This window comes from Lysobacter sp. Hz25, assembly GCF_046097045.1.
GTDB lineage: Bacteria > Pseudomonadota > Gammaproteobacteria > Xanthomonadales > Xanthomonadaceae > Lysobacter > Lysobacter antibioticus_B.
The window spans coordinates 385,645-398,564 of record NZ_CP175666.1 but is presented as its reverse complement, the minus strand read 5'-3'; the positions used below and the strand labels follow the sequence as shown (position 1 = coordinate 398,564).

The following is a 12,920-nucleotide window of genomic DNA, read 5'->3' as shown; positions in this document are numbered from 1 at the left end:
TCCGCCATGTCCCTGCCGATCTGCGAAACCTGCGGCACCCAGTTCGCCCCTCATGCCGGCGTGCCGGCGCATTGCCCGATCTGCGAAGACGATCGCCAGTACGTCGGCTGGCAGGGCCAGCGCTGGACCACCCACGAAGCGCTGGCGCAACGCTATACGCTGCGGCTCGAGGACGATGCCGGCGTGCTCGGCATCGGCCTGGCGCCGGCGTTCGCGATCGACCAGCGCGCGGCGTACCTGCAGACCGACGCCGGCAACATCCTGTGGGAATGCCTGGCCCTGGTCACCGACGAGGCCGTGGCCGAGCTGCGCGCGCGCGGCGGCGTCGACCTGATCGCGATCTCGCATCCGCATTTCTACGCCTCGATGGTCGAGTGGAGCGAAGCGCTCGGCGGCGTGCCGATCCTGATCCACGAAGCCGATCGCGAATGGGTGCAACGCCCTTCCGAACGCATCCGCTACTGGAACGGCGACGAACACAAACTCTCCGAGGACGTCACCCTGATCCGCTGCGGCGGCCACTTCCCCGGCAGCACCGCGCTGCACTGGAAGCGCGGCCCGCGCGACGGCGGCGCGCTGTTCCCGGGCGATGCGCTGCAGGTGGTGTTCGACCGCCGCCACGTGACCTTCATGTACAGCTATCCCAACTACATCCCGATGAAACCCAGCGACGTGCGGGCGATGCGCGAACGCGTCGCCAGCTACGCATTCGAGGACGTCTACGGCTACACCTGGGGCCGCAACATCATCGGCGGCGGCCGCCAGGCGGTCGACGACTCCTTCGATCGCTTCCTCGCCGCGGTCGCCGGCTGAGCCGGCCGCGCCTGGCTGCCTTCCCTATCCTCCGAGGAATACCCGATGCCGCACGGACTCGATGCTTTGCACGATTATCTGCCCGCACGTTTCAGCACCAGCGCCGACCTGCCGTGGATTCCGTCCTCGACCCCGGGCAAGGCCGCCAAACCTCTGCGCTTCCTCGCCGACGACCAGGGCTTCGTCGAACTGCTGCGCATGGACCCGGGCGTGGTCATGCCGCTGCACCGCCACACCGGCGAGATCCATGCCTACAACCTCAGCGGCAGCCGGCTGTTGTGCACCGGCGAGCTGATCGGCCCCGGCGACTACGTCTATGAGCCCCCGGGCAATACCGATTGGTGGAAGATCGTCGGCGACGAACCGATGATCGCCCTGGTCGTGGTTATGGGCGCGGTCGAATTCCTCGGCCCCGGCGACGTGGTGCGGATGCGCGCCACCGCCGAAACCCAACGCGCCGAATACGAGCGCTACTGCCGCGAGCACGGGCTGCCGCCGCGCGATCTGATGGAGCGATAACCGGCGCCGCCGGCGTTGCGCCGGCAAGCGTCGGCGGCCTCGGGGCTTCAGTCTTCGACGAAGGATTTAAGCCGCAGCAAGGCCTGATCCCACTGCTGCGAGATCGCATCGAGCGAGCGCCGGGCCTCGTCCAGTTGCGCGGGCTCGAACTCCCACAAGCGTTCGCGCCCGGCCTTGAGGTCGCGCACCAGGCCGGCCTCGGCCAAGACCTGCAGATGCTTGGTCACCGCCTGGCGGCTGATGTCGGTGCCGCCGGTGAGTTGCGCGATCGACATGGCACCGCCCGCGCACAAAGCCACGACCAAGCGTAGGCGGGTCTCGTCGCTGAGTGCGGCGAAGACCCGTGCCGATTTATCCAAGGCCGATTTAGACAAGGCCGATTTAGACAAAGCCGACTTGCGCAGCGTCGGCGCTTTCAACGCGGCCCTAGCCGACATAGCGCTCGATGTTCTTCATCTGCTCGTCCCAGCCGCCGCTGTTCATGCGGAAGGCTTCGTCGCGGCGCGAGGCCGGCACGCGGTCGAAACCGGACTCGACTACGCGCAACAGGGTGCCGCCGTCGACCTCTTCGAGAGTGAACTCGACCAGGGTCGGCGCTTCCTGCGAATAGTCGACCTCGGCATCGACCGCGTAGGGATGCCAATGGAAGGACAGCAGGCGTTCGGGCTCGACGCGCTGGACTTCGACCTGCATCAACAGGTGCTCGTAGCCCGGATAGGTGATGTAGCCCTGGGTGGTCTGCCCGGGCACGAAGCGCTGGCCTTCGAGGCGGACGCCGAACCATTCGCCGAAAGACTCGGCGTCGGCCAAGGCCTGCCAGACCCGCGAGCGCGGCGCCTTGAGCAGGATCTGCTTCTCGATGCGATCGGTGGATGCGTTCATGGTCGTACCTCCGACCCGAAGGCTAGTCCCGCCGACAGCGAAATGCAACCATTTGGTTGCCTTACATCGCTATCGCGGCGATCAGGCCGCTCGCGGCCACCGGACCCGCGCCCGATTCAGGCCCCGAGCGAACCATCCTGCAGGGCGCGGCACAGCTGCGCGGTGGCCTCGTCCATCGGGAAACAGCATTCCACGTGCAACTCGTCGATGGTGACGTCGCGCGGGGTGCCGAAGGTGGTGATGGTGGAGAAGAACCGCAGCTCGTGTTCGTCGCGGCGCAGGATCGTGGTGAGCAGCGGCGACGGTGCCGCATCGAACTGGCGCCGGCGCCAATGGCTCGGCACCCCGGGATAGGCCATGGCTTCGTCGAGCAAGGCGCGCGCCGCGCTGTCGCCGGGCGTAGCCGCGACCGCGGTATGCAGGTGACGGATCAGCTCGCCGGCCACCTCTTCCCAGTTGGCGACCGCCGGGCGCAGATCCTCGGGGTCGAAGAACTGCCGGATCATGTTGGCGTGGCGGTTCGGGCGACCGCGCATGACGAAGGCATTGGTGCGCACCGCGGCCTCGTTGGCCATCAATACGTCCCAGTGCCGGTTCAACAGGAACGCCGGATACGGTTCCTGCTGCTTGAGGATGAATTCGATCGCGCGCCGGATCTGGGCGAACTCGGGCATCGCCAACGCGGTCTCGGGGTACTTCGGCGCGAAGCCGGCCGCGACCAGCAACGCATTGCGTTCGCGCAGCGGCATGTCGAGGGCGTCGGCGAGCTTGACGATCATCTCGCGGCTCGGCTGCGACTTGCCGGTCTCCACATAGCTCAGATGACGGGCCGATACGCCCGCGTCCAGGGCCAGGTCCAGTTGGCTCCAGCGCCGGACCGCGCGCCACTCGCGCAGCAGCGCGCCGACGCTCTGGTTGCGCGGGCCGGTCTTCGGATTCGTAGCGAGGGCCATGTTCATGCGGCCATGATAGGAGCCGGCTTCGGTCAAAACCATGACCTCGCAGGTCATGCAGATTGCACCTGCGACGTCATTGCCGGCATGACTGCCGATCTCGATCATCGCCTCCCATCGAAACGCCCGACCGGGCCTGGGAGACGACATGAACCGCAGAACCTTCATCCAACTCGGCGTCGGCGCCGCCAGCGTCGGCCTGCTCGGCGCTTGCGCCACCGGCCTGACCGGCGCCGGCGCCACCGCCGCCGATACCGCGCCGTGGAACGCGGCCGCGTTCCATGCCGCGCGCCGCTTCGTCGCGACCTCGTTCGGCGAGATCGCCTACGTCGAGCGCGGTCAGGGGCCCGTGGCCCTGTTCCTGCACGGCTTCCCGCTCAACAGCTTCCAGTGGCGCGGCGCGATGGCCTATCTGGCGCCGTACCGCCGCTGCATCGCCGCCGACTTCATGGGCCTGGGCTATACGCGGGTCGCCGCAGGCCAGAGCGTCGCGCCGGACGCGCAGGTCGACATGCTCGCGACCTTGCTCGACCGGCTCGGCATCGACAGCGTCGACCTGATCGCCAACGACAGCGGCGGCGCGGTCGCGCAGATGTTCCTGGTCAAGTATCCGCAGCGCGTGCGCAGCATGCTGCTGACCAACTGCGACGTCGAGAACGACAGCCCGCCGGCCGCGGTGGTGCCGGTGATCGAAGCCGCGCGGCGCGGCCGCTTCGCCCTGGAAACGTTTCCGCCGCAACTGGCCGACCATGCCTTTGCCCGTTCGGAAAAGGGCATCGGCGTACAGTGCTTCACCTATCCCGATCATCCGAGCGACGAAGCGATCGAGACCTACTTCACCCCGTTGGTCAGCACGCCGCAACGCGTGCAGCTCACCGACGCCTATGCGATGGGGCTGGACCCGAACCCGCTCGCCGGCATCGAGGCGGCACTGAAGCGCTGCACGCAACCGGTGCGGATCGTCTGGGGCACCGGCGACACGATCTTCTCGCCGGCCAGCCCGCACTACCTGGACCGCTTGTTCCCGAACTCGCGCGGCATCCGCTTCATCGAAGGCGCGAAACTGTTCTACCCCGAAGAGTTTCCGGAAGTGATCGCGCACGAAGCGCGCCAGCTCTGGGCGACGCTCTGATCGCAGCGAAATCTGCGTCGTATCCGTATGACGTTTGTCATCAATCGTGGCCGCGCCGGTGCGTTGCGACGACAACGATAAAGTTCATGCCTGGCCATCGCCAGGCTCGTGTCTCGACTACGACGGCGGCGCAATGCCGCCGTCGCGCGTATCGCAGCGGCCACCGATGCGCCGCTGGTACGCTCTTGCGATCCGTCCATCGGTTTCGCCTTGTCTCTGCGTACAGCAACCGCCATTACGCTGTCGTGCAAGGGCGCCGCGTCATCGCGTCGCCGCTCACGCCGCCGTCCGCGCATCGCGCTTGCAACCCTGCGCACGATTGCGGCATCACTGTCAGCAAGCCCACTCACTGCGCCGCCTTCGATGCCCTCACCGCTGCGTTTCCGAAACGAACGTCATTCGCCCGGCCCGGTTGCGGACGCGCGCGCCGGTCCGCCGCCGTGGCGCCCGCCGCGCGCGCCGCCCGACGCCGGCTTCGATACCCGGATGTGTTTATTTGTACGGTCCCGACGAGCACCACCCGCCGGCGCTACCATGCCGGCTCGCATGAGGTGGCCATGAATAAAGTCCTGCTGATAGAGGACGACGCCCGACTGGCCGGGCTGATATCCGAATACCTGCAACGCTACGACTTTCAAACCTCGGTGGTACTGCGCGGGGACCAGGCGCTGACCGCGATCGAGGACGATCCACCCGACGTCATCGTGCTCGACCTGATGCTGCCCGGCATGGACGGCTTCGACGTCTGTCGCCAGATCCGCAAGCAATCGAGCCTGCCGATCGTCATGCTGACCGCGCGCGGCGATCTGTTCGATCAGGTCACCGGCCTGGAGGTCGGCGCCGACGACTACGTACTCAAGCCGGTCGAACCGCGGCTGTTGCTGGCGCGATTGCGCGCCATCCTGCGCCGCAGCCAGGCGCGGCCGCAGCCCAACGGCTCCTCGATGCTGCTGTACGGCGGCCTGCAGATCGACATGACCGCGCGCCAGGTGCGCTGGAAAGGACAGGAGATCGACCTCAAGACCGCCGACTACAACCTGTTCGTGATCCTGGCCCAGGCCGCCGGCCGCGTGCTCAATCGCGACGAGTTGCTGCGGCGCTGGCGCGGGATCGGCTTCGACGGCGTCGACCGCACCGTCGACGTCAGCATCTCGCGCCTGCGCCGGCATTTCGGCGACGACGCCCACGAGCCGCGCAAGATCAAGACCGTATGGGGCCGCGGTTACCTGTTCAGTCCGATCGCCTGGGAGGACTGAATGTTCGCGATGCTGGTGCGGCTGTATCTGACCGTGGCCGGCCTGCTGTTGTGCTCGATGCTGTTGGTGCAGCAAGCCTTTCCATACCTGTTCCCGGACCAGTATTCGCAATCGGCGCGGCACGAATTCAGCGGCGAGCTCGCGCTGCTGCGCGAGCACCTGCGCGGCGTCGGCATCGGCGAATTGCCCGAGCGCATCGCCACGCTCAACCGCAGCAACCCGGACCGCTACAGCGTGCTGTCGCCGGCGATGGCGCTGCGCCTGCCGTCGCGGGTGCTGGCCGAACTGGCCGCCACCGGCACCGCCAGCGACCACGTCAGCACCGAGCATCACCACGTCTATGTCCGCCTCGACCACGGCGACGTGGTCCAGATCAGCTATGACGAAAGCGATTTTCCTATCCGCTACATCGCCTACGCCACCGTGTTCGCGATGGTGCTGGTCGGCCTGATGATCTGGCTGCAGCCGCATTGGCGCGACCTGGAGCAGCTGCGCGACGCCGCCGCGCGCTTCGGCGACGGCGACCTTAACGCCCGCGCGCGCCTGCCGGGCGGCTCGTCGATCCGCCAGCTGTGCGTCTACTTCAACAACATGGCCGACCAGATCGGCTGCCTGATCCAGTCGCAGCGCGACATGGTCAACGCCGCCTCGCACGAGCTGCGCACGCCGATCACCCGCCTGGAGTTCGGCCTGGCCAACCTCGGCGACACCCTCGACGACCGGGTCGCGCGCGCGCGCGTGCACGCCTTGCGCTGCGACGTCGAAGAACTCGACCTGCTGGTCGGCGAACTGTTGACCCTGGGCATGCTCGAACGCAGCGGCCCGATGCCGGCGTTGGAGCGCATCGACCTGTCCGCGTTCCTGCGCGCCTCGACCGGCGTGTCGGCCGAGGAGCTGCGCATCCGCACTACCCATATCGAATGGGCGCTCGCCCCGGCGCTGAAAGAGGTCGTGGTCGAGCCGCGCAGCCTCGGCCGCGCCTTCTCCAACCTCATGCGCAACGCCCTGCGCTATGCCGACGGCACCATCCGGGTCGGCGCCGAAGCGGTCGAGCACGGTTGGCAGTTGGTGGTCGAGGACGACGGCGTCGGTATCCCGCCGGAAGACCGCCTGCGCGTGTTCGAACCGTTCTATCGCCTCGACCGCAGCCGCGACCGCGCCACCGGCGGCTTCGGACTCGGCCTCAGCATCGTGCGCCAGGTGATCGACCGCCACGGCGGCGAGGTCCACATCGAAAGCTCGCCGCTGGGCGGCGCGCGCTTCGTCATGCGCATTCCCTGGCACCAGCCCGGCGAGTGGCGCGGCCGCAACCGCCCCCCGCGCGAAGAACCCGCGGCGGACGCCGGCCACCTCGAGCATTCGTTTCATCTGCAATGATCGGCGCCGAAAGGATCGGCGCCGAGCGCTGACCCCTTTTCCCGGCGCAGTGCGTTAACCCATGCGCAGGCCGCCAATGACGGCGGCCGGGAAGGAACCGATATGCATATGGAAATGAATGCCCTCGACGACGTCGAGGCGCAGGTCCTCGACCTCGCCAACCAGGCCATCGGCCATCAGGCCGGCGGCGATTACCGCCAGGCCGCCCAGCATTGGGCGCAGGCCATCGCCTTGGCCGACACCGGCATGCACGACGACGAGATCCGCTACTGGCTGCGCAGCGGCATCGCCGACGCGCACTACCGGCTCGGCCAGGACGAAGCCTGCATCGCCGCGGCGCGCGAGGCGCGCGCCTGGTGCCGGCAGAATCAGGCGCCGCTGGCGGCCTTGCTGCTGGGTCAGGCGCTGTACCGCAGCGGACGCGTGCAGGCGGCGCTGGAAGCCCTCGACGAGGCGCGCGGCATGATCGGCGCGGAGTTCCTCGACGCGATCGACCACGTCCATCGCGAAGCCATCGCCGAGCTCATGACCGCCCGCGCGGCCTGACCGCGACGCTGCGCGGCGGATTCAGAAGCGCGCCCACCATTGCACCGAGCGCTCGAAGTAACCGATCAGGGTCTGCACCAGGCGTTGCCGGTCCTGCGGCTCGCCGCAGGCGATGACCCGGTCGACCGCGCTATGCATCGCGGTGAAGAAGATCACCGCGGTCAGGCGCGGGTCCGGCGCGGCCCAGACCCGCGCCGCGATGCCGCCTTCGAGCAACTCGACCAGCTGATCGACGACCGGGTTCTCCTGCATGGCATGGCGGTCGTGGGTGCGCAGGTCGTGGAAGACCACGTCGTGCAAGGCGACCTGGTCGAGATACCCCTCGACCGCGCTCTGCACCCAGGCGCGCAGGCGTGCCGGCCAATCGTTGGGCCGGCAGCGGTCCATGGCCTCGTGGAGACGGACGCGAAAACCCTCGACGAAACGCTGCTGCAAGGCCAGCAGCACATGCTCGCGGCTGGCGAAGTGGTCGCGCAGCACGCGCAGTTCCAGGCCGGCGCCGGCGGCGATGTCGGCCAGGGCGACGCGCTCGGTGCCGCGCTCGACGAACAGGCGCGCGGCGACGTCCAGCAGCGCTTCGCGGGTCGGGATGGCGGCCGCCGCGAAGGCGGGCTCGGGCACGGCAAACGCTGACGGGGACGGCATCGACCGGCCTCAAATGAGAATGGCTCTCATCATATCCCAGGCCACGACGGCGCGGGCCGGCGATACCGGCCATGCCGCCCGACCGCATTCACCCGGGCGTCGCGATCCGAGCCGGCCGCGCGTCGCAGTTCGATAGTTCTGCATCGCTCGACGCGGCGGTCTGCGCGCCATGGATATGCGCTGGCGGAAAATTCATTCGCGAAAGCGAAAATCGAAAGCGCCTCGATGCCGCGCGGCATCACAGGCGGATCGTGATTTCGAACCGCGTTGCGATACCGCGCGGATACCGATATTTCAGCGGCGCAAACGCGAAAAATCGCTGCGGCGAGAATATTCGCGCGATCTTGTCGCCTGTAGAAAAAGCTTCACATATCCGTCTTGTGATCCGGCTCTCAACGCCGGCTTCGTAAATATTCGACTTGTGATCCGTCTCTCACCGATCTCGATGGACACGGCCGGAGCGCTCAGGGATATTGAATCCGAAGCGGCAGCGAAGCGCGATGCGGATCGTCGCTGCCGCAGGCAACCACATAAGAACTCAAGCCCGCCATCTGCGCGAGTAGCGCAGCCAGCTGCTACGGACAGGGCTCAGCCCCGGCGCCAAGCGCCGCGGCGGCGACATAGTTTTATTTCGAAACAAACATGGAGAGGGGGCCACTCGTAACGACGAGCTGGCCGCGGGATCGCGCGCGAAAACAACGCGTCGTCGGGCATCGCGCCCGCCGGCCGCTGACGGCGTGCGGCCAACGGCCGCCTCAAAGGATGCGCGCCATGAATGAATCCCACTCCCCCGCTCTGCCCCTGACCACCGCCCAGCGCGGCCTGTGGGTCGGGCAGAAGATCGCCTCGGCCGAAGCCTCCATGAACATCGCCGAAGCCGTGGAGATTTGCGGCCCGGTCGATACCGAGCTGTTCCTGCGCGCACTGCGCCAATTCACCCGCGAAGCCGATGCCACCCGCGTGCGCATCGTCGAACAAGGCGGCTTGCCGCGGCAGATCGTGCGCGAGGAATACGAAAGCGACTTCCCGTATTTCGACCTCAGCCTGGAAGCCGATCCGCGCGCGGCCGCGGAACGCTGGATGCAGGCCGAACTCGCCAAGCCGGTCGATTTCGTCCACGACCCGCTGTGGGTCAGCGCGCTGTTCAAGCTCGCCGACGACCGCTATTGCTGGTACCAGCGCGCCCACCACACGATCTACGACGGCTACAGCGGCGGCATGACCGTGCGCCGCATCAGCGAGTTGTACAGCGCCTATGTCGAAGGCCGCGAGCCCGAGCCCTGCGGCTACGGCTCGCTGGCGGCGCTGGTCGAAAGCGAAGCCGCCTATCGCGGTTCCGAACGTTTCCAGCGCGACCGCGCGTTCTGGCGCGAGCAACTGGCGGCCCTGCCCGAGGCGGTGACCCTGGCGCGCCGGCGCGTGCGCAACAACGGCGGCCTGCGCCGTGCGCGCGGCCTGCTCGACGACGCGGCGCGCACGCGCCTGGTCGAGATCGCGCGCGACTGCGGGGTGAGCCTGCCGCAGGTGCTCATCGCGCTGATCGCCGCCTATTATCACCGCGCCACCGGCTCCCACGACCTGGTGTTCGGCATGCCGGTCACCGGCCGCGTCAATCACGCCCTGCGCAGCACCCCGGGTATGGTCGCCAACGTGGTCGCGATTCGTTTGGCGATGAGCCCGCAGACGACCATGCCGGAACTGTTCGCGCAGGTCTCGCGCGTGGTCCGGCAGGCGCTGCGCCACCAGCAGTATCGCTACGAAGACCTGCGCCGCGACCTCGGCCTGGTCAATCCCGACCAGCACCTGGCCTGGCTCGGCATCAACATCGAGCCCTTCGACTACGGCAGCTTCGGCGGCCATCGCGCGACCGGGCATAACCTGCACAACGGCTCGGCCGAAGACCTGACCGTGTTCGTCTACGACCGCGACGACGGCGAAGGCCTGAGCTTCGACCTCGACGCCAACCCGACCCTGTACCCGGCCGCGGAACTCGACGAACACCGGCGCCGCCTGATGCGGTTGATCGAATCGGTGTCGGCCGATCCGTCGCTCAGCCTCGGCGCGATCGACGTGCTCGGCAACGAAGAGCGCGAACGCCTGTTGCTGGGCTGGAACGACACCGACGCACCGCTGCCGGACAGCACCGCGCTCGACCAGTTCGAGCAGCAGGCCGCGCGCACGCCCGATGCGGTCGCGGTGATCGCCGGCGACACCGTGCTGAGCTATCGCGAACTCGACGAGAGCAGCACCCGCCTCGCCCACCGCTTGATCGCGAAGGGCGCGCGCCCCGGCGACATCGTCGCCATCGCCCTGCCGCGCGACGAGGTCTTGATCGCGGCCCTGCTCGCGGTGTGGAAGGCCGGTGCGGCCTATCTGCCGCTGGACCCGGAAGCGCCGGCCGAGCGCATCGCCCTGACCCTCGACGACGCCGCGCCGAGCCTGCTGCTGACCACCTCGAACCTCGCCGAGGCCTTCGCCGGCCGCGCCCTGCCGCTGCTGTTCGCCCACGAACAGGACGAGGCCTACGAGATCGACGTCGACGCCGTCCTGCCGCGCGCGCGCTTCGATGCCACCGCCTACCTGATCTACACCTCGGGCTCGACCGGCCGCCCCAAGGGCGTGGAAGTCACTCAGCGCAATCTCGGCAACTTCCTGCTCGCGACCCAGCGCCTGTTCGCGCCGACCGCGGCCGATCGCTTCCTGGCCCAGACCACGGTCGCCTTCGACATCGCCTGCTTCGAGTTGTTCCTGCCGCTGAGCGTCGGCGCGCGCATCGTCGTGACCACCGCCGAGGTGGTGCGCAATCCGCTCGCGCTCGCCCGTTTGATCGCCGAGCACGGCCTCAACTTCGTCCAGGCCACGCCGTCGCTGTGGCGGATGCTGCTGGCCAACCCCGAGCTGCGCCTGGACGGCGTGCACGCGCTGTCGACCGGCGAAGCCCTGCCGCCCGAACTCGCCCAGCGCCTGGTCGCCGCGGCCGCGCGCGTGACCAATCTGTACGGGCCGACCGAAACCACGGTGTGGGCCAGCGCGGTCGAGATCACCGCGGCCGACCTCGCCGACGGCGCGCCGCCGCCGATCGGCAAGCCGCTGGCGAACACCCGCGCCTACGTGCTCGACACCACGCTGAGCCCGGTGCCGACCGGCAGCGTCGGCGAGCTCTACATCGGCGGCGCCTGCGTCGCCAAGGGCTATCTGGGCCGCGACGAGCTCACCGCCGAGCGCTTCATCGCCGATCCTTTCGCCGCCCGCCGAACCGATCCGCTCACCGCCACCGATGCGCGCCTGTACCGCACCGGCGACCTCGCGCGCTGGCGCGACGACGGCGTCATCGAATACCTGGGCCGCGCCGATCAGCAGGTCAAGATCCGCGGTCACCGGGTCGAGCTGGGCGAGATCGAAACCCATCTCGGCGCCGAGGAGACGGTGGCCGAGGCCGCGGTCGCCCTGCACAGCGACGCCGCGGGACACGCGTTGCTCGCCGCCTACCTGGTGCCCGCGACCGGCTTGCGCCTCGACAGCGACGGCCTGCGCCGCCGCCTCGCCGCCAAGCTGCCCGACCACATGGTGCCGAGCGTCTACGTCGAACTGGCGGCGCTGCCGCTGACCCCGAGCGGGAAACTCGACCGCAAGGCGCTGGCGCCGCCGGAGCGCAGCCGCCAGGCCGCCTATGCCGCGCCGCGCAGCGAGATCGAACGCAAGCTGGTGGCGCTGTGGCAGCAGATCTTCGGCCTCGAACGCGTCGGCATCCACGACAACTTCTTCGAACTCGGCGGCGACTCGCTGACTGCCGCCGAACTGGTCGCCGCTTTCCCGCAGCATTTCGGCAGCGAACTGTCGCTCGGCGCGCTGTTCGAGGGCTCGACCATCGCCGGCCTGGCCGCGTATCTGGAGCGCAGCGGCGGCGAGAACGATCCGCTCGGCGCGCTGTTGTCGCTGCGCCCGACCGATCGCGAACGGCCGTTGTTCTGCATCCACCCGGTGACCGGCTTCAGCTGGTCTTACGCCGGCATGTTGCGCCACCTCGACGAGGCCCTGCCGGTGTACGCCCTGCAGTCGCGCGGCCTGCGCGGCGGCGGCGCCCTGCCCGGCAGCATCGAGGAGATCGCCGCCGACTACATCGCGCAGATGCGCCGGATCCAGCCGCAAGGGCCCTACCGCTTGCTCGGCTGGTCGCTCGGCGGCCTGATCGGGCATGCCATCGCCGCGCAGTTGCAGCAGGTCGGCGAACGCATCGAACTGCTGGCGATGATGGATTCGTATCCGTTCGTGGCCGATGCCCACGACGCCCAGAGCGAGGCGCAACAGGCCGTGGCCGTGCTCAAGTTCCTAGGCTTCCACCACCGCATCCGCGACAACCCGCCGCAGGACATGCGCAGCCTGGCCGACTTGTTGTGCCGCGAGTACGAGGTGTTCTCGATTCCGCTGGTGCAGGAAATCATGAAGGCCGACGCGCGCCTGATCGAGAACGTCACCGCGGTGACCCGCAACAACCTGATGCTGGCGCGGCGCTATCGGCCGGCGCCGATCGAGACCGACGTGGTGTTCTTCAACGCCGGCCTCAAGGAGCACGTCGACCTGGACGGCCTGCTGCATTACCACGCCGCGGCCTGGCAGCCCTTCATCGGCGGGCGCATCGAGATCCACGACGTCGACTGCCATCACCAGTCGATGCTCGAGCCGCGCGCGGCCGCCCACATCGGCCGTGTGCTGCGCGAGCGGCTGGACTCGCGGCCGCTGCCTTCCCCGCCACCGACGCCGGCCGCGCTCGCGGTCGCGTACTCGTAAGGAGACGCC

12 protein-coding genes are annotated in these 12,920 nt (G+C 68.5%); 8 read left to right on the top strand and 4 right to left on the bottom strand.

Annotated elements, in window-relative coordinates; translation table 11 throughout:
• Positions 1-6: 6 nt before the first annotated feature.
• Together ACKN61_RS01595 and ACKN61_RS01590 are read left to right on the top strand one after the other, a co-directional pair.
• Positions 7-813: an MBL fold metallo-hydrolase gene (locus ACKN61_RS01595; protein ID WP_408951998.1), complete on the top strand. Its 807-nt coding sequence runs from the start codon at positions 7-9 to the stop codon at positions 811-813.
• Positions 814-858: 45 nt separating this feature from the next.
• Positions 859-1,332 (top strand): cupin domain-containing protein, encoded by a 474-nt coding sequence (locus ACKN61_RS01590; RefSeq protein WP_408951997.1) that lies wholly within the window; start codon positions 859-861, stop codon positions 1,330-1,332.
• 47 nt (positions 1,333-1,379) lie between these two features.
• On the opposite strand, the gene ACKN61_RS01585 is transcribed toward ACKN61_RS01590, so the two are convergent.
• From ACKN61_RS01585 to ACKN61_RS01575, 3 genes are all read right to left on the bottom strand, one after another.
• A complete protein-coding gene (locus ACKN61_RS01585) occupies positions 1,380-1,769 on the bottom strand; it encodes an ArsR/SmtB family transcription factor (RefSeq protein ID WP_408951996.1) in 390 nt (129 codons plus the stop codon).
• On the bottom strand, positions 1,759-2,214 hold the full coding sequence (locus ACKN61_RS01580) for an SRPBCC family protein (RefSeq protein ID WP_408951995.1): 456 nt from the start codon (positions 2,212-2,214) through the stop codon (positions 1,759-1,761). Before ACKN61_RS01580 ends, ACKN61_RS01585 begins: the two co-directional genes overlap by 11 nt.
• 116 nt (positions 2,215-2,330) lie before the next feature.
• Positions 2,331-3,173, bottom strand: coding sequence for a helix-turn-helix domain-containing protein (locus ACKN61_RS01575; protein ID WP_408951994.1), 843 nt, complete (start codon positions 3,171-3,173; stop codon positions 2,331-2,333).
• A gap of 142 nt (positions 3,174-3,315) precedes the next feature.
• On the opposite strand from ACKN61_RS01575, the gene ACKN61_RS01570 reads away from it, so the two are divergent.
• The 4 genes from ACKN61_RS01570 (at position 3,316) to ACKN61_RS01555 (ending at position 7,478) form a co-directional block, all read left to right on the top strand.
• Positions 3,316-4,299: an alpha/beta fold hydrolase gene (locus ACKN61_RS01570; protein ID WP_408951993.1), complete on the top strand. Its 984-nt coding sequence runs from the start codon at positions 3,316-3,318 to the stop codon at positions 4,297-4,299.
• 557 nt (positions 4,300-4,856) lie between these two features.
• A complete protein-coding gene (locus tag ACKN61_RS01565; protein WP_057972445.1) occupies positions 4,857-5,555 on the top strand; it encodes a response regulator in 699 nt (232 codons plus the stop codon).
• Positions 5,556-6,932, top strand: coding sequence for an ATP-binding protein (locus ACKN61_RS01560; RefSeq protein WP_408951992.1), 1,377 nt, complete (start codon positions 5,556-5,558; stop codon positions 6,930-6,932).
• Positions 6,933-7,034: 102 nt separating this feature from the next.
• Positions 7,035-7,478: a hypothetical protein gene (locus ACKN61_RS01555; protein WP_408951991.1), complete on the top strand. Its 444-nt coding sequence runs from the start codon at positions 7,035-7,037 to the stop codon at positions 7,476-7,478.
• Positions 7,479-7,499: 21 nt separating this feature from the next.
• Here the strand turns inward: ACKN61_RS01555 and ACKN61_RS01550 are convergent, their stop codons facing one another.
• Positions 7,500-8,099, bottom strand: coding sequence for a TetR/AcrR family transcriptional regulator (locus ACKN61_RS01550; RefSeq protein ID WP_408951990.1), 600 nt, complete (start codon positions 8,097-8,099; stop codon positions 7,500-7,502).
• Positions 8,100-8,194: 95 nt separating this feature from the next.
• Here ACKN61_RS01550 and ACKN61_RS01545 point away from each other — a divergent pair, with 95 nt between their 5' ends.
• Positions 8,195-8,533, top strand: a complete 339-nt coding sequence (locus tag ACKN61_RS01545) for a hypothetical protein (protein WP_408951989.1) — start codon at positions 8,195-8,197, stop codon at positions 8,531-8,533.
• A 361-nt stretch (positions 8,534-8,894) separates the two neighbouring features.
• Entirely contained in the window at positions 8,895-12,911 is a 4,017-nt protein-coding gene (locus tag ACKN61_RS01540; RefSeq protein ID WP_408951988.1) for an amino acid adenylation domain-containing protein, read from the top strand.
• The last annotated feature ends 9 nt before the right edge of the window (positions 12,912-12,920 follow it).

What these genes read in the sequence shown, in the direction of transcription:
- ACKN61_RS01590 (WP_408951997.1), top strand. Translation starts at nt 859, where the DNA reads ATGCCGCACGGACTCGATGCTTTGCACGATTATCTGCCCGCACGTTTC.
- ACKN61_RS01565 (WP_057972445.1), top strand. Translation starts at nt 4,857, where the DNA reads ATGAATAAAGTCCTGCTGATAGAGGACGACGCCCGACTGGCCGGGCTG.
- ACKN61_RS01545 (WP_408951989.1), top strand. Translation starts at nt 8,195, where the DNA reads ATGCCGCCCGACCGCATTCACCCGGGCGTCGCGATCCGAGCCGGCCGC.
- ACKN61_RS01570 (WP_408951993.1), top strand. Translation starts at nt 3,316, where the DNA reads ATGAACCGCAGAACCTTCATCCAACTCGGCGTCGGCGCCGCCAGCGTC.
- ACKN61_RS01560 (WP_408951992.1), top strand. Translation starts at nt 5,556, where the DNA reads ATGTTCGCGATGCTGGTGCGGCTGTATCTGACCGTGGCCGGCCTGCTG.
- ACKN61_RS01555 (WP_408951991.1), top strand. Translation starts at nt 7,035, where the DNA reads ATGCATATGGAAATGAATGCCCTCGACGACGTCGAGGCGCAGGTCCTC.
- ACKN61_RS01575 (WP_408951994.1), bottom strand. Translation starts at nt 3,173, where the DNA reads ATGAACATGGCCCTCGCTACGAATCCGAAGACCGGCCCGCGCAACCAG.
- ACKN61_RS01580 (WP_408951995.1), bottom strand. Translation starts at nt 2,214, where the DNA reads ATGAACGCATCCACCGATCGCATCGAGAAGCAGATCCTGCTCAAGGCG.
- ACKN61_RS01595 (WP_408951998.1), top strand. Translation starts at nt 7, where the DNA reads ATGTCCCTGCCGATCTGCGAAACCTGCGGCACCCAGTTCGCCCCTCAT.
- ACKN61_RS01585 (WP_408951996.1), bottom strand. Translation starts at nt 1,769, where the DNA reads ATGTCGGCTAGGGCCGCGTTGAAAGCGCCGACGCTGCGCAAGTCGGCT.
- ACKN61_RS01540 (WP_408951988.1), top strand. Translation starts at nt 8,895, where the DNA reads ATGAATGAATCCCACTCCCCCGCTCTGCCCCTGACCACCGCCCAGCGC.